The organism is Pelagimonas sp. (genome assembly GCF_058892305.1).
This window is the reverse complement of record NZ_JBZXVN010000043.1, coordinates 39,245-55,962: the sequence shown is the minus strand read 5'-3', so window position 1 is coordinate 55,962 and position 16,718 is coordinate 39,245. Positions and strand designations below refer to the sequence as shown.

Annotated in this window: 9 protein-coding genes; 8 read left to right on the top strand and 1 reads right to left on the bottom strand. The window is 55.8% G+C overall.

Going from position 1 to position 16,718, the window contains the following annotated elements; translation table 11 throughout:
• Positions 1–337 precede the first annotated feature (337 nt).
• Positions 338–6,238, bottom strand: a complete 5,901-nt coding sequence (locus AC5EFR_RS17600) for an Ig-like domain-containing protein (protein WP_493577065.1) — start codon at positions 6,236–6,238, stop codon at positions 338–340.
• A 741-nt stretch (positions 6,239–6,979) separates the two neighbouring features.
• On the opposite strand from AC5EFR_RS17600, the gene AC5EFR_RS17595 reads away from it, so the two are divergent.
• From AC5EFR_RS17595 to AC5EFR_RS17560, 8 genes are all read left to right on the top strand, one after another.
• Positions 6,980–7,960: a LytTR family DNA-binding domain-containing protein gene (locus AC5EFR_RS17595; RefSeq protein ID WP_493577064.1), complete on the top strand. Its 981-nt coding sequence runs from the start codon at positions 6,980–6,982 to the stop codon at positions 7,958–7,960.
• Between the two features lie 450 nt (positions 7,961–8,410).
• Entirely contained in the window at positions 8,411–9,499 is a 1,089-nt protein-coding gene (locus tag AC5EFR_RS17590; protein ID WP_493577063.1) for a LacI family DNA-binding transcriptional regulator, read from the top strand.
• 157 nt (positions 9,500–9,656) lie between these two features.
• Positions 9,657–10,694 carry an ABC transporter substrate-binding protein gene (locus AC5EFR_RS17585; RefSeq protein ID WP_431376976.1) on the top strand — a complete coding sequence of 346 codons (1,038 nt, stop codon included), beginning with the start codon at positions 9,657–9,659 and terminating at the stop codon, positions 10,692–10,694.
• A 62-nt stretch (positions 10,695–10,756) separates the two neighbouring features.
• Positions 10,757–11,563 carry an ATP-binding cassette domain-containing protein gene (locus AC5EFR_RS17580; RefSeq protein ID WP_493577062.1) on the top strand — a complete coding sequence of 269 codons (807 nt, stop codon included), beginning with the start codon at positions 10,757–10,759 and terminating at the stop codon, positions 11,561–11,563.
• Positions 11,560–12,804 (top strand): sugar ABC transporter permease, encoded by a 1,245-nt coding sequence (locus AC5EFR_RS17575; RefSeq protein ID WP_431376978.1) that lies wholly within the window; start codon positions 11,560–11,562, stop codon positions 12,802–12,804. Before AC5EFR_RS17580 ends, AC5EFR_RS17575 begins: the two co-directional genes overlap by 4 nt.
• Positions 12,805–12,813: 9 nt before the next feature.
• Positions 12,814–13,542 (top strand): SDR family oxidoreductase, encoded by a 729-nt coding sequence (locus tag AC5EFR_RS17570; RefSeq protein WP_493577061.1) that lies wholly within the window; start codon positions 12,814–12,816, stop codon positions 13,540–13,542.
• Position 13,543: 1 nt separating this feature from the next.
• Complete coding sequence (locus AC5EFR_RS17565; RefSeq protein ID WP_493577060.1) at positions 13,544–15,190, top strand: FGGY-family carbohydrate kinase; 1,647 nt, start codon at positions 13,544–13,546, stop codon at positions 15,188–15,190.
• A gap of 365 nt (positions 15,191–15,555) precedes the next feature.
• Positions 15,556–16,713: an ABC transporter substrate-binding protein gene (locus tag AC5EFR_RS17560; RefSeq protein WP_493577059.1), complete on the top strand. Its 1,158-nt coding sequence runs from the start codon at positions 15,556–15,558 to the stop codon at positions 16,711–16,713.
• The last annotated feature ends 5 nt before the right edge of the window (positions 16,714–16,718 follow it).

The window sequence follows — 16,718 nt, the reverse complement described above, 5'->3', positions numbered from 1 at the left end:
AAATGACCTAGCGCTCTGGGCCTATGAATTCTACGCTACTTTGGTGTGCAACTTATGGCTTGCAAGGAAAGCAGTTGAAAGAGTTGTTGCTATATTTCAAAGCAGTGAAGCGCAGATTTCGCGCCACTCAAAGGGCAAGAGAAACAGCACGTTTTCAGTGGCGTGCGCCCCTCGCTGTAAACCACAGAAGTCGTGACCTCGAAATGCGAGCCACTGATCTCGGACAGTTTCCTGTGCAGCGGTCCAACACTTCATGGGGCCAGACCCTAAGACCATATCTAAAAGCCGGCGCTTTAACACGCCGGCTTTTGGTTTTTTGGTGACGATTGCGGCCTGCTTAGAGGAGCATCAGGTCCTCGTCGTCTTCGATCTCGTCATCCTGGGGCATGGTCTCGTCCAAGGTGTCGCCGTTTGAGATCATCGACATGACATCTTCTTCTTCCTCGGGCTCTTCTTCGATTGTGAAGAAGATATGCTCGAAGTTTTCGAAGCTGATATCACCGACCTGACCGTCTTCTGTGCCACCGTTGACGAAGAACTCACCGACGGGTCCAACCGCAGGCAATTCACCGTCTGGCGAGGTGCCGCTGAAGATATCCGAGAGCATATAGTCGTTCTCGGGGCCGAAGTTGATGTAGTTGCCATCCTCAGGGAAGAAGTAGCCGGTGGCAGTGTCGTCGAGCCCTTGGATGTCCTCTTCGATGCTGTTTTCGCCAACTGCCGTGGTGAAGGAGATCTTGTCATCCTGGCCTTCAATCTCGGCACCGGAGAAGTGCTCGATGCTGTTGACCCCGTCGCCCTCTAGCGAAGGATACTTGGTGACATCGCCGTTACCGTCATCGTCGACATAGACAACTATGTGGCCCTCGTCATCGCCTTGGTAGGTGTCGTCACCGGCACCACCAAAGATTTCGTCAAGGCCTGTCGATCCTTCGATCGTGTCGTCGCCGTCGCCGCCGCGGATCACATCGTTGCCGTCGCCGCCATCAATGTCGTCGTCGCCAAGGCCAGCATTGATGGTGTCGTTGCCACCATTACCTTCGATAACGTCATCAATGCCGTCTGTGCCGTCAACCTGGTCGCCTTCGCCATCGTCGTAGCCCGGATCCATGGCTTCGCCTGTATCGGCCCCGTCAACCACACCGTCTCCGCCTGTGACCTCATCGACTGCGACAGAAACCGAAGCGGTGGCTGTTGCGCCGTCAGAATCCTCAACCGTGTAGCTGATGGTGTCGGTTCCGGTGAAGTCCGCATCCGGCGTGTAGTCCAGCGTACCATCATCATTGATGGTCACGGACCCATTTGACGCCGAGGCTGTGATGACATCAAGGTCGTTGCCGTCTTCGACATCGCTGTCGTTGGCCAGCACGTCGATGGTGACGGTTTCGCCCTCATCTGTCGTCGCGCTGTCATCGACCGCCTCTGGCGCATCGTTGATAGGTGCGACGTCGACCGTTGCTGTGCCCGTTGCCGTGTTCCCGTCAGGATCAGTGATCGTATAGGTGATCTCGTCCTCGCCGTTGAAGTCGGGGTCTGGCGTGTAGCTCAGCGTGCCATCGTCGTTGATCACGACCTCTCCGTTTGGTGCTGTGGCCTCTGTGACCACAAGCTCTTCTACGGGGGTGTCGGGGTCGGTGTCGTTGGCCAACACGTCGATGATGACGCTGTCGTCTTCGTCCACATCCGCTGTGTCAGGGTTGGCAATTGGGGTCACCTCGCCTTCGACAACACTGACCGTGACGATTGCCGAGTCGGTGTTCCCTTCGGGATCCGTGATCGTGTAGGTGATCGTATCAGGTCCGGTAAAGCCCTCGTCTGGCTCATAGGACAGCGTGCCATCGTCGTTGATATCGACGATGCCATTCTCGGCGTCGGCATCAATCACATCGAGATCGGCCAGCGGTGTGTCCGGGTCGGTATCGTTGGACAGAACGTCGATGACTGTGACGTCACCCGCTGTTGCGCTGGCTGTGTCGTCCACCGCATCAGGTGCCGATGTGCCGACATCGGCGGCACCGGTCACATTGACTGTGAGGGTCGCTGTATCTGTGCCACCGTTGCCATCGGAAACCGTGTAGCTGACAGAGGTTTGGACAACTTCGCCATCTGGCGTGTCGGCAAAGTCACCGTCCACGTCACGGAAGCGTACAGCCCCGTTTGCACCGATGCGGATCTGACCACCGTTGTCGGCATCCACCCAGGTTCTCAGGTTCGAAGACCCATCGATTTCAACAACACGCAGCGCGTCATCGTTAGGATCGGTGTCATTGGTCAACAAGCCCTGAGCGCCATTGGCAAGACGGACATTGCCGCCGCCATAGCCATCCATGTCAAAGTCAAAGGCATCGTCAACCGCATCCGGTTCGTCGCTGCCTGTGTCAGGATTGACAGTCACGGTCACAGTCGAGGTGTCCTCGTTCCCGTCCGGGTCAGTGATCGTGTAGTTGATCGTGTCCTCTCCGGTAAAGCCAGCATCCGGCTCATAAGACAGCGTCCCATCAGGGTTGATGTCTACGATACCATTCTCGGCTTCGGCGTCGATAACGTCGAGTTCTTCCACTGGGGTGTCTGGGTCGGTGTCATTGGCCAGAACGTCAATCTCGACAACGCCTTCTTCGGTGACTTCCGCCGTGTCAGGATTGGCAACAGGGCTGGTGTCAACCACGTCATCAACCAGAACCTCTTCGATTTCCGAGAAGTTGATCGTGACGGGTTCGCCATCGTCGTTCAGGTAGGTTGCCGTGCCCGCCTCTGGATCGTCTTCGTCAAAGACCACCTCAACAGGGCCAAGGCCGGTCAGGTCCAGAACGTCACCAATCCGTCCGTCGGGGTTGTTGGTCGGATCAATGAGTGCTTCTTCGTCATCTTCGCCGCCAATCACTGTGATTGGTGCCGTGCCGCTTTGGGTTGGATCGACAAAGAACTCGTCGTCGCCTGCGCCGCCCAGGGCGGTGTCGCCGGTGCCGACGGTGATGTCGTCGTCCATTGCGCCGCCGTCGAGTGTGTCGTCACCCTCGCCGCCGTCCAGCGTGTCGTTGCCGTCACCGCCCATGATGTCGTCGTCGCCGTCACCGCCATCAAGAAGGTCGTCGTCGCCGCCACCGTCAATGGTGTCGTCTTCACCAGAGCCTGTGACCGTGTCGTCGCCGTCGCCGGTGGCCACGATGCAGGGGCCAGCCATTTCAGGGCCGGTCACTTCATCGTCACCAGAGCCGGTGACCACCTGTTCGATTTCCTCAAAGGTGATGTCAGGCGTGCCGTCATCGTCCAGACCGTCCACGGTGCCAGCTTCGCCATCTTCAGGTTCAAAGGTCACGACCAGATCTTCGGTCTGATCGCTCAGATCAAGAATGTCGCCCTCGTCGCCATTTTCGGGGCCAGCCGGATCACCGGTTGTGCCGTCCGAGCCGCCGTCGATGGTCACATCAACATCTGGTGTGGTGTCGGTTGGATCAACCGTGAAGACATCGTCGCCAAGACCACCTTCTGCTGTGTCGGCACCGCCAACCGCGATGTCGTCATCGCCGTCTTCACCTTCGAGAAGGTCGTCGCCCTCGCCACCGGCCAGAGTGTCGGCCTCTTCGCCACCCAAGAGCGTGTCGTTGCCGTCGCCGCCGTCGAGATCGTCATTGCCTTCGTTGCCAAGCAGCGTGTCATCACCGGCACCGCCGTCAATCACATCGTCATCTTCGCCGCCAAGAACAGAGTCATCGCCAAGGCCTGCGTCAATTGTATCAGGGCCGCCGTTGCCTTCGATCACATCATCAATGCCATCGTCGCCGTCGATCTGGTCACCTTCGTCGTCGGTATAGCCGGGGGCCATGACCTCGCCATCATCAAGACCGTCGACCACATCATCCGCTTGCGGATCGGTCAGAACCTCTTCGATTTCAGAGAAGGTGATTGTGACAGGCAGACCATCGTCGTTGATGTAGGTCGCTGTACCCGCTTCTGGATCGTCGTCGTCATAGGCCACGTCCACAGGGCCAAGGCCGCGCAGGTCAAGTGTGTCACCATCGCCGCCATTGGTCGGGTCGGAAAGGTCTTCGCCTGTCTCGCCGCCGATCACGGTGATACCATCGGTGCCGGGCTCGCTCGGATCGACAAAGAAGTCGTCGTCGCCGCTGCCGCCAAATGCGATGTCGCCTGCGCCAACGGTGATGTCATCGTCATCGCCGCCACCATCAAGCTCGTCTGCACCTGCGCCGCCGTCAAGCGTATCGGTGCCGATGCCGCCCAAGAGGGAGTCGTCGCCCGCGCCGCCATCGAGAAGGTCGTCGTCGCCGCCGCCGTCAACAAGGTCATCGCCTGCGCCTGCGTCGATGGTGTCATCGCCGCCGTTGCCGTCGACCACATCGGCCTCGTCGGTGATCAGATCGCCGCCGCCATCGGTGGGCAAGTTGCCGTCGTCATAGCCGACACCCATGTCTTCACCGGTGTCTTCGCCGTCAACCGTGCCGTCCGGGATCGGGGCCTCGGGATCCTGCAGGATCGTTTCGATGCCTTCGAACTCGAGGGTTGAGCCGTCTTCAAAGGTGACTGTACCGGTCTGCGCGCCTGCATCGTTTTCATCAGCAACCGCATCAACGGTCACGTCACCCGCGCCGCGTAGATCGAGCACGTCGTTGTCGGTAGTCGCATCAGGGCCATTGCCGCCGTCGATCACATCGCCTGCGCCTTCGGCGGCGCTGCCGACGATGATGGTGTCATCACCACCTTCACCAAAGATCGTATCTTGGCCTTCGCCGCCTGTGATGACATCTTCACCACCCTCTTCAGAGGAGGGAGTTAGGCCGTCTGGATCAATAACAGGCGTTACATCAATGTCGCCGACGCCGATCCAGCCGATCACGGTCGACGAGTCATCGCCCGGCTCATGGATGATCTGCAAAGACGAGATCGGCCCGTCGATATGGACCTGCACGTTGTCGGGATTGTTGCCGTCCAGACGGTAGGTTGATTGGCTGTCGTTGCCGTCAATCGTATTGCCGCGCACGTCCACACCGCCGTTGTCCACGTTGCCGCCCGAGAATGTGACAGGCACTTCGTTGCCATCGGCGTCAAGCGCAACGACGCGCACCTGATCGTCCCAGCCAGCGCCTTGGTTCACGTCATAGAGGGTAAAGCTGACGTCAGAGACCGGCGTGTCAAATTCGAAGTCGAGGGTGTTGCTCTCACCGCCGACTTCGGGGCCGGAATAGAACACGTTGTCTGGTGTGGCTTTGCCATAGGTGGTGCTTGAGGTGGTCCGGATGAATCCGTCCAGCGAAACATCGGTTGTGACGGCACCATCCTCGGACGCAAGCTGACCACCGGACATGTCAGAGATGTCCAAAGTTGTTGCATCGCCTGTCAAAGGGACACCGTTGTCGCCAAAGATCAGGTCGTCACCTTCGCTACCATCAATGGTGTCATCGCCGACGTCGTCGCCACCGTCATCAATTGTTTCAAGAAACTGGCCATCAGCCCAGTCCCCGCCCATGACAATGACGCCGTTTGTAACGTCTGAAACATGATTGATCTCAAAGCTTCTGATGCCGCTATCGTTTGAATCCAATAGATGGCGGAACGAGTTGAAAGCGTCTGGGTGCGCGCCGTCACCTGGAACCATGAAGGTGTTGCCATCCTCATCTCGGATCATCTTCATTTGGACGAGTGGGAACTCTGTCCCGTCGTTCATCGTGAAGTTGACAGTGGCGTTGTTGACCATGACGAGGTCCTGAGGACCGGTCAGGCTCGACGAAACCGAGGTATCCGCACCGTAAATGTCCGAACGCTCGATATCGATAATACCAACATAGGATTGGCTTCCGCCGGTCAATGACAGTTCATCCAGGCCGAATGTGCGATCGGCGCCAGCGCCATCTTGGGAAAAGGATACGCCATCCAGGGCGCGATAATCACCACCGCCCCCAGCGGAGCCGTTGTAATTAGGGTGCGCCAGAAGAGGGATGTCATTGCCAAGGTAAAAAGCGTCTGTGGAAAAATCAAAAGTGTCAAATTCGGATTCCGCGCGGACGCGATCATAACCGCCGCCAGTTGACCCTGGGCCATCGCCCAGCGTGGTGCCAAGAGTAACTGATCCACCGCCTGATGTGCTGTCGGAGCCATCGCCATAGATGGTGTCATCGCCCGCGTTACCATCAATGAGGTCATCACCCGCACCTGCGGTGATGGTGTCCTCAACGAGTGAACCTGTGATCGTGTCGTTGCCGGGTGTTCCTGGGATGATGGGCATGAGGTGATCTCTCTTCTACTGTTTTGATGCCACTCGAGAGGGCAATGCGGGCGACACTTGCAAAAGGTCGCATGAACGGGGGCGCTCTGGATGCCATCGCATCAGAACGAGATTCAGATTTGGGTGCCTGTAAAGGCGTAAGGGGAGTGCTTGGCGTGGCCGCGCCAAAGCAGTGCTAGAGCGTTATTTGGCCCTGCAATCGTCAAGCAATCGGAACCGGGTTTTGCGCAATATGCGCGGCAGTCTTACAGAGCGATGGCGTCGTAGCATCAGACTCTCCTTAAAGTTTTCAAAACCCCGAGCAGACGGGGATCAAAGCTTAGCGTGCATCAACTTTGCAGTGGCGTAAGTCGACCACGAAGGTTGATACAGTACCTTTTGTCTAACGGATCAAAGGCTTGTGGGAGGGGAGAAGTCATAAGCTTTTCTTAAAACATGTATTTTTGTCGTAAATTTGATTCACGTTACGCGTACCGCGCCTGACGAACCGTTTCGGCTGAAAGTCATGCGCAAAGCGGCCCGACATTGTTTCCGCATGTCGTGAAATTTAACTCACGACGGGAGGTGCAGATCGCGCCATCCGTAGATTTTGGTCCGCGTCAAAGGTGTCGCGCTGAGCGTCGAAACAATGGCTTTAATCGGTTACCATTTTTTCATAATCCAGCGCTAATTAGGATTGCTTGCATCGTGTTACCGCCGGCAATTTGACTGGGAAGAATTGAATCCGTCGTGGTTCAGGAGATGAATTTGCAAAAAGACCCTACTGTTTCCACCTTTTTAGTCCGGTTTTCGGATGGCGGGACCTTTGAGACCACTGCAAATTCTGCTTCGGAGTATCTTCTCGATACCTGCTTTATCCGATTCTTGTTCCTCTGTGTGATGCTCTACGGCATCTTGATGCATCGCGATGACATCGCCCAACTAGACACATACACGCAGGTCTTGTTGTGGATCATTTTGTTTGTCGTAACTGCTGGCTGGCTTGTTTTTAGTGTAAATTTGAACCTGTTCTTGGTGAGACGTGGTTACATTTCACATGTTTTTACGCCCGCACTCATCTTTCCGATGGTGCCGATCAACATCATTACAGCAGGTTTTGTCGCTGAGTATTTAGGGGCCGACTATTGGTTGGCCTTTCCCGAGAATGTGGCCCCGATTGCCCAGAACCTTCTCGCGGCGGTATGTTTTGACATCTTGCATGGGCGTTACGTTGCGCCGACCCATCCAACATATGTGCCGCCGGCAGGACGTAAGACCTCTTTGGAGGACAGACAGGACATTCAGTTCGCATCAATGGCGACGGCATCAGATTACGGCCCCACGCCGGATGAGAGAGACCAGACATCCAACGAGATGCAAAGCTCGGAAATTGATAATAATCTTCCCGAGTTTTTCGTCACCATTTCAGGGCAACGATTGGACCTTCGTGAATTCGTCTATTTACAGTCCGAAGACCACTACCTCAAAATTCAACAAGTCCACTCTAGTATGATGCTGCGCGGAAGGTTGAAAGAAACCGTCGAGCAGATGGACCACCGTCTTGGTATTCAGATCAATAGGTCTGTTTGGATTGCCTTCGCCTCGGTCAAGAACGTGGATGAGAATGATGCCGGATATTTGGAAGTCACCCTATCGGACGAGACCAAATTTAAAATTACCAATTCCCGCAAAATGATGTTCTTACAGAACTTCCGACTTTATCGTTACGACGTCTCCGCTTAATCTCAACGACCTGTGCCAAATGCGTCTCAGGTTGGACAGCGAAGCGTTTTACGGGCACTTACCGGGTGCGCCAGTCTCTTAATGGTGGGGTGCCCCCAACTCCGATTTTGTCGTGATCATTGTGGCTTTGATCTTGGGAAATAAGCGCCACACATGCACCGCAGAAGTCGCGCGTCCCATGCCGCATTGTGCCAAGGCCCGGCCGAACGACGGGCAGGCGGTCTAACCGCAAGGGTCGTCAAAAAAAACCGTTGATAATGCGCAAGGGGCGGGTTTGTGGATACAGCTCCCGCTTGTAAATCGGTCCTCAGGACGGTGTGACCCAATTTGCTGTCTTCTCGGCTTTGTCGTGAGGGGGGGGGCTCAAGATTATTATTGACTCAGCTTCAAATGGCGAGTTAAACGATTAACTGTAAAACGTTTAACAGCGTTTGAGGGGGGAGGCGAACCATGAGCCATAGGGTGTCTATCAAAGACGTCGCGAAAGAAGCGGGTGTGTCAACCGCGACTGTTTCAAACGTTTTTAGCGGCAAGAAGCCGGTGAATGACGATTTAGCCGCCAAGGTGAAAAGCGTCGCTGCCCGGCTTGGGTATCAAGTCAACAAAGCGGCGTCCTTGCTTCGCTCTGGTCGGAATAGTGTCGTTTCGGTTTTGGTTCCCGATCTGTCAGACCCATTTTTCACATCGATCATCACCGAGATTGAGCATCTGGCTACCGATGATGGGTATGAGATCATTGTTGGAAATTCCAATGACAACGTTGTCACCGAGGCAGGGCGGCTTGACGCTTTGATGGCATGGCAGCCTGCGGGGGTGATTGTCATTCCGTGCACAGACAAAGTGCCGGATCGCCTTAAGACAGAACATGACACGCCCTGCGTCTTTCTGGATCGTATTTCCGAATTTGACGTCGCGGACACTGTCACGATCGACAACGTCGGAGCAGGTATGATCGCGGCAAAGCATCTGACCGACAAAGGGCACACCTGCGTCCTTGTCGCTGCGTCTGATCTTGAAATTGCACCGATCCGAGAACGGGCAGAGGGGGTTGAGGCGCAAATTCAACGGGTTGGCGGTACGGTTGATTTCCTTGAACTGGGGTCCGATCCGCAAATTGGCGCAGCGACCTTGGCCGCATGGATGGATGTGCATCCGCTGCCGTCTGCGATTGTCGCGACCAATGACATGACGACGCTTGCGGCATTGTCATGCATCGCGGATCGCAAATTCGAATTGCCCGACAAGATTTCCGTTGTTGGATTTGATGACTATGCGTGGATGCAGGCACGCCGCACCGGCATCACGGTGATCAAGCAGCCCGTCGAAGACATCGCAACATCCGCATGGGAGCTGTTGAGGAAACGCATTGGCGGTGACACGTCGCCCATCGTCAATCGGGTCCATGAGTGTGGATTGGTTGCCAGAGATTCCGTCAAGAGCTTCATTACCGGGCAAACCGACGCCCCCCAAAGAGATCGCGTTAACCCAGAACGACATAAGCACGCGCCGCGTCGCAATGGCGATGAACATATGTCGTGATGAACTAACCAAACCGGCTGCACTGCGCAGCTAAGCGCCGAAAGGCGTCGTCACCATATTTTTAAGAATTTCGGCACGGCTTCGTCTGTGAACGGGAGGGATGTGTCTAAGGCCGCATCAAAGGGGTTCAACTGAACCAAAAAACTTGGAGGAAACTATGACTAACTTTTTCAAAGCTGCGGCGGCGTCTACGCTTGTCGCCACACTATGCGCATCGACTGCGATGGCTGACACAGTGGCATTCTTGATGCCCGACCAAGCGTCGACACGGTATGAAGAGGCGGATTGGCCTGGTTTTCAAGACGCGATGGCGGGTTTGTGCTCAGACTGTGAGTTGATCTATCAAAACGGCAATGCCGACGTCGCCCTGCAACAACAGCAGTTCAACTCCGTGATCGCACAGGGCGCATCCGTCATCGTGCTTGACCCCGTCGACTCTGCGGCGGCGGCTGGTCTGGTTGAAATCGCGCATTCCCAAGGTGTCAAAGTGATCGCATATGATCGTCCAATCCCGGACAAAGTGGCTGACTTCTATGTCTCTTTTGACAATGAAGGCATTGGGTACGCGATTGCTCAGTCTTTGGTCGATCATCTGCAAGCGACAGGTGTTCCCGATGGCGCTGGGGTTCTGCAAATCAATGGCTCCCCCACAGATGCGGCGGCTGGTTTGATCCGCGACGGTATCGACCGTGCGCTTGACGCGTCTCCCTATGTGACGCTTTCGGAGTTTGACACACCTGATTGGGCTCCGCCAAAGGCTCAGGAATGGGCCGCAGGTCAGATCACACGTTTTGGTGGCGACATCATGGGTATCGTTGCTGCCAATGACGGCACTGGCGGTGGCGCGATTGCAGCGCTGAAAGCGTCTGGCGCTGATCCCCTCCCACCTGTCACAGGCAACGATGCTACCATCGCGGCACTGCAATTGATCATTGCTGGCGACCAGTACAACACAATCTCCAAGCCATCGCAGATTGTTGCTGCCGCCGCTGCGGAAGTTGCTGTTCAGTTGCTCAAAGGCGAGACGCCCAACGCCACAACCGAACTCTACAACACGCCTTCGCAGCTGTTTGTGCCGGCCGTTGTGACCCAAGAAAACATCAAAGAGCTGATCTTTGATGCCGGCATCCAAACTGCTGAAAAAGTCTGCACCGCAGAATACGCAGACGCCTGTGCCGCACTTGGCATTAAGTAAGTGACACGGTGCGGTGCCTGATCGCAGGCACCGCACACCAATGTGGCGAAGAGGAGGACGTCATGACACAGGGAAACACGCATAGAGATGCGCGGGATCCTATCTTGCGGTTGCAAGGGATCGGAAAACAATTTGGTGCTGTGACGGCTCTTGAGGATATTGCATTAGATGTTCGCGCGGGCGAAGTTGTCGCCCTTGTTGGTGACAATGGCGCGGGCAAATCGACCTTGATCAAGGTGCTTGCGGGCGTACACCAACCCACATCGGGCACCATCGAATATCTCGGTGAACAGGTGACTTTGGACACCCCAGGCAAAGCCTTGGAGATGGGCATTGCCACGGTGTTTCAGGATCTTGCCCTATGTGAGAACCTCGACGTTGTGTCGAACCTTTTTCTGGGTCACGAACTTTCGCCTTGGCGTTTGGATGAAGTCCAAATGGAGGTGCGCGCTTGGACCTTGTTGCAAGAGCTCGCGGCACGAATTCCATCTGTTCGCGAACCCATCGCATCCCTTTCGGGGGGGCAGCGTCAAACCGTTGCGATTGCGCGGTCGCTTTTGCTCGACCCTAAAATTATCATGTTGGATGAACCAACAGCGGCCCTTGGCGTTGCCCAAACAGCTGAGGTTTTAAACCTTATTGAGCGTGTGCGGGATCGCGGCCACGGTGTCATCTTGATTTCGCACAATATGGAAGACGTGCGCGCTGTGGCAGACCGTATCGTTGTCCTGCGATTGGGCAAAAACAACGGCACCTTTGATGCCGACACTTCACATCAAGACCTCGTTTCAGCAATCACCGGTGCCAGCGAAAACGCTGTGTCCCGCCGTGCGGAGCGCAAACTCGCAAAAGTGGGCGACACTCAATGACACACGACACAAATAAACCTCAGCTTGATCGGGCAGATAGCCGCGTCAGGCACGACACTGGCCTTATAGGGGCGGCGCGTGGGTTCGTGGATCAGGTGCGATCCGGCGATTTGGGCATGTTGCCGGTCTTCGTCGGCCTCTTGCTCATCTCGGTTGTCTTCAGCAGCCTGAATCCGGTGTTTCTGGCCCCAAATAACCTCGTGAACCTGCTCTTTGACGCCGCCGCAGTGGGCCTTATCGCGCTCGGTGTCGTCTGTGTTCTGCTCCTCGGAGAGATCGACCTGTCCATCGGTTCCATGAGCGGGCTTGCATCTGCGATGACGGGGGTTTTGTGGGTAAATTCCGAGGTGCCTTTGTCGCTCACTATCCTGGCCGTTGCTTTGACAGGTGCGCTTGTCGGTGCTCTCTTTGGGTTCCTGCGCAATCAATTTGAAATGCCGAGTTTTGTCGCGACCCTTGCTGGTCTTCTGGCGTTGCTAGGTCTTCAACTCTATATTCTTGGGCCGACGGGCTCGATCAATATGCCATTCTCGTCACCACTGGTCCGGTTTGGCCAAATTCTCATTATGCCCGCCTGGCTGTCCTACCTTGTCGCCGTTATTCCCGGTGCCTTGATCATATTTGGGACCGCCCGCGCCAACGGGCAACGCGTTGAGGCGGGCCTTTCGTCCAGCGGTCTCAGCGCGGCAATGGCCAAGGCTGTGATCCTAACAGCGGCTCTGGTCTTCGCGGTGTTTTACCTTGAACAAGGTCGCGGTGTGCCTTGGATGTTTGGTGTGTTTGTCTCTTTTGTTGTTGTCTTGGATTATGGGCTGACACGGACGAAATGGGGGCGATCCATGTTTGCCGTGGGTGGCAATGCAGAAGCCGCGCGCCGATCCGGTATCAACGTCAACCGCATTCGAATGTCTGCCTTTGTGGTATGTTCGACACTCGCAGCTCTGGGCGGGGTGTTTGCCGCCGCACGATTGGCCTCAGCCAGTCAGCAAGCCGGTACAGGTGATGTAAACCTAAACGCGATTGCCGCGGCAGTCATTGGTGGCACGTCGCTGTTTGGCGGCCGAGGAACGGCGTGGTCCGCCCTGTTGGGGGTGATTGTGATCATGGCCATATCAAACGGTCTGACCCTTCTGAACCTCAGTTCTTCACTTCGCTATATGATCACAGGTGCGGTTCTTGCCCTTGCCGTGATCGTCGATAGTTTGGCCCGCCGGTCTCGTGCCAGCCATGGCCGCGCCTAAGGAAACGACATGTCCAAGTCCATGCAAAACAAATGTGTAGTTATAACCGGTGCAGCGTCTGGCATAGGTCTGGAATGTGCCAAAACACTGATCGGGGCAGGGGCGAAAGTCGCCCTTGTCGATCATGCCGAAGACAAATTGCGCAGCATTTGCGATGATCTCGGCGCAGGCGCACATGCCATTGTCACTGATCTTCTTGATCCAGCGAGCGTTTCCGAAATGGTCCCCAAAATCCTTGATCAATTGGGCGGGCTGGATGTGTTCCATGCCAATGCCGGGGGATACGTTGGGGGGGCTTTGGTCGAGGGCGATCCGGATGAATGGGATCGGATGTTGAACCTCAACATCAACGCAACCTTTCGGGCGGTCCATGCGGTGTTGCCGTATATGGTTGCGCAGAAATCCGGTGATATCATCATGACCAGTTCGATCGCAGGCGTTGTTCCCGTAATATGGGAGCCAATCTACACCGCATCGAAACACGCCATTCAGGCCTTTACCCACACGGTTCGCCGGCAAGTGGCCTCTGATGGCGTCCGGGTCGGAGCAATTCTCCCAGGGCCGGTTGTCACAGCATTGCTGGATGACTGGCCCAAAGAGAAAATGGACGAGGCCTTGGCAAATGGCAGTTTGATGCAGCCACAAGAGGTTGCTGATTGCGTGCTTTTCATGCTGACGCGCCCCCGCAATGTCACAATCCGTGATCTGGTGTTATTGCCCAATAGCGTGGATCTGTAGCATGGCCAATTCGACTTGTTTCATCGGGATCGACGTTGGCACCGGTAGTGCACGCGCCGGTCTCTTTGACGAAACTGGCGCGATGCTGGGCACGGCCAAGCGCGAAATCACGATTTACAAAGACGCGGGCCATATCGTTGAGCAATCCAGCGACAACATTTGGGGTGCCATTTGCGCGGCAGTCCAAGAGGCTTTGGCCGAAAGTGGCGTCACGGCGGATACTGTCAAAGGTATTGGGTTTGACGCGACCTGTTCACTCGTGGCCTTGGATAAGACATTTCAGCCACTTACGGTAAGCCCGTCCGGGGACAATGCGCGGAATGTGATCGTCTGGATGGATCATCGCGCCACCGAACAAGCCACCCGGATCAATGAGACAAAACACAGGGTGTTGAATTATGTCGGGGGCACGATTTCCCCTGAGATGGAGACACCGAAACTGCTTTGGCTAAAAGAAAACCTGCCAGAGAGTTACACCGCGGCAGGGCAGTTTTTTGACCTGACCGACTATCTGACGTGGCGTGCAACAGATGACTTTGCGCGGTCCGTCTGCACTGTCACCTGCAAGTGGACATATATGGCCCACGAAAAGTCCTGGGATGACAGCTACTTCCATGCGATTGGGCTCAGCGATCTGGCGGATGATGGTTTTGCACGGATCGGCACAAATATCGTTGATGCAGGGACGGCGTTGGGATCTGGGCTTACGGCTCAAGCGGCAAACGACCTTGGTCTGACTGTCGGAACGCCAGTGGGCGCGGGTTTGATTGATGCCCATGCCGGTGGCTTGGCGACCGTCGGGGCCAATGGGCCCGCTCATGGCGGACAAACGGTGCAGGGCGCGCAAGATCGCATGGCCTATGTGTTCGGGACCTCCGCCTGCACCATGTCGTCGTCACAGCAAGAGGCATTTGTGCCCGGAGTTTGGGGGCCATATTACTCGGCGATGGTTCCGGGTTTATGGCTGAGCGAGGGCGGGCAATCTGCGGCCGGAGAGGCCATCGTGCAACTGGTAAAACACCATCCTGCCTTTGCACAGACGTCACAACTTGCAAAGGGCGCGGGGCAGTCTTTGCTGACATACCTGCTCAATCACATTGCCGATCTTGTTGATCACCCCTCCGACGCTGTGGTGTTGGCCAAAGATAAGATCGTGGTGCCTGAATTCTTGGGCAATCGTGCGCCTTTCGCCGATCCAAACGCCAAGGCGGTCATATCGGGTTTGGATGCAGATGTGAGCGTGCAAAGCCTCATTGGGCTCTACATTGCCGGTATCACGGGGCTTGGCTACGGGCTCCGACAAATCCTAACGGTACAGGCGGCCAATGGTGTTGATCCCAAAATAGTTGTGATCAGCGGGGGCGCAGGCGAGCATCCGATCGTCAAACAGCTATTGGCGGATGCCGCCGGTATCCCATTTGCAGAACCCAGCGCAGCCGAGCCTGTTCTTCTGGGGGCGGCCATGTTGGGGGCTGTGGCGTCAGGGGTGAAGGCCGATGTCGGCCAAGCCATGGCCGAGATGTCGTCGCTGGGGCGTATTTATACCCCTGCACCCGGGCACATCGAAAAGGCGCACGCGCAGCGTTACCGCGCATTTGAAGCCTTGCAATCTGCGGCGCGATTGGCCCGCAGCGCGAAGGGTGACTGACATCTTGCTTTGACGGCACAGGCGTCTGGTCGCTCATAGGGTTATGGTTTTCTGGTTTCCTCTTGGTTTTCGGTCGGTCCTGCGGAAAATCTGAACTGTGGAAACGGCTTTCGCAGCAGTCAAAGTTGTGACCTCAACCCAAGTTTCGTCAGTGTTGGATCATGCTTTTGTGCAAGAGCACCACAGGTGTGACTGTTGGGGGCTGGGCCAGGGTCCGAGCCTCACAATGCGCTTTGTCAAAGGCTGGGGATCGGGGCGCTCACGACGGGCGCTTATTAATTCTGACTTTTTTTGTCGGTTTTGCTTGTTTTCCCGAAAAATCAAACTTATGAGCGGCTTTGTAATTATCCAACCGGAGACCGCAAATGTCGCATTCGACATCTTTAAGCGGCTTCCTTGGTGCTATTGCAGCCAGCACAGCCTTTGTTGTGCCAGCCACCGATGCTCAAGCAGAAGCCTTGACCTTCACCGATATCGCTGGCCGCGAAGTGACGCTTCCTGAGATGCCTGACAAAATCATCCTCGGCGAAGGCCGGATGATGTACGGGATTTCGGCTGTTGTCGGCGACAACCCCTTTGAAAAGATTGTCGGCTGGAAAGACGATCTTGTGCAATATGACCCGGACGGGTTCCGCAAGTTTCAGACCGCGTTTCCAGAAGATACGGCCCGAATGATCAACTTTGGCAACCCCTATGCCGGTGATTTCAGCATCGAAGCCGTATTGGAGAGCGAAGCCGACTTGCTGCTTTTAGAAGCGGGCAGCCTCTTCAAGGCCGAAGAAACCGGTCTGATCGAAAAGCTTGATGCCGCAGGTGTTCAGGTCGCTTTCATCGACTTCCGCCGCAATGCGACGGAAAACACTGTGCCGTCACTCCTGCTGATTGGCCGTGTGTTTGGGGCGGAAAAAGGTGCGGCTGAATTCATCGACTTTTACATCTCTCAGATGCGCCAAGTCACTAATATTGTTGACCAAATCCCCGCAGAAGAACGCCCCTTGGTGGTTGTCGAAAACGCGGCGGGATGGCAGGCTGATTTCTGCTGTTGGTCGTTTGGGCCTTATAACTATGGCCGTTTCGTCGAACTGGCCGGGGGCACAAACTATGCCTCGACCTTGGCAAACGCCTATTCCGTGACGCTGAATCTTGAGGGTGTGATCGAAGCTGATCCTGCCCATATCGTCGCCACTGGGGCGAACTGGGCCGAAGCGCGCCCCGAAGTGACGTCGGTTCTTTTGGGCTATGAAGCAACCGAGGAGGCCAATGCCGAACGTATCAAGGCGCTGGCATCTCGCGATGGGTTTGCCGATCTCGAGGCGGTGAAAGCGGGCAACTATCACGCCATCTTCCACCAATTCTACAACTCGCCCTATCACTTCATTGCGATCCAGCAATTGGCGAAATGGTTCCACCCCGATGATTTCGAAGATCTCGATCCATGGGCCAACTTCCAAGAGCTACACGAACGTTTCTTGCCGTTCGAAGCCGACGGAACATTCTGGATGTCTGCTCCCGCAGCTCAGTGATGCGC

What these genes read in the sequence shown, in the direction of transcription:
- AC5EFR_RS17570 (WP_493577061.1), top strand. Translation starts at nt 12,814, where the DNA reads ATGTCCAAGTCCATGCAAAACAAATGTGTAGTTATAACCGGTGCAGCG.
- AC5EFR_RS17590 (WP_493577063.1), top strand. Translation starts at nt 8,411, where the DNA reads ATGAGCCATAGGGTGTCTATCAAAGACGTCGCGAAAGAAGCGGGTGTG.
- AC5EFR_RS17600 (WP_493577065.1), bottom strand. Translation starts at nt 6,238, where the DNA reads ATGCCCATCATCCCAGGAACACCCGGCAACGACACGATCACAGGTTCA.
- AC5EFR_RS17560 (WP_493577059.1), top strand. Translation starts at nt 15,556, where the DNA reads ATGTCGCATTCGACATCTTTAAGCGGCTTCCTTGGTGCTATTGCAGCC.
- AC5EFR_RS17585 (WP_431376976.1), top strand. Translation starts at nt 9,657, where the DNA reads ATGACTAACTTTTTCAAAGCTGCGGCGGCGTCTACGCTTGTCGCCACA.
- AC5EFR_RS17595 (WP_493577064.1), top strand. Translation starts at nt 6,980, where the DNA reads ATGAATTTGCAAAAAGACCCTACTGTTTCCACCTTTTTAGTCCGGTTT.
- AC5EFR_RS17565 (WP_493577060.1), top strand. Translation starts at nt 13,544, where the DNA reads ATGGCCAATTCGACTTGTTTCATCGGGATCGACGTTGGCACCGGTAGT.
- AC5EFR_RS17575 (WP_431376978.1), top strand. Translation starts at nt 11,560, where the DNA reads ATGACACACGACACAAATAAACCTCAGCTTGATCGGGCAGATAGCCGC.
- AC5EFR_RS17580 (WP_493577062.1), top strand. Translation starts at nt 10,757, where the DNA reads ATGACACAGGGAAACACGCATAGAGATGCGCGGGATCCTATCTTGCGG.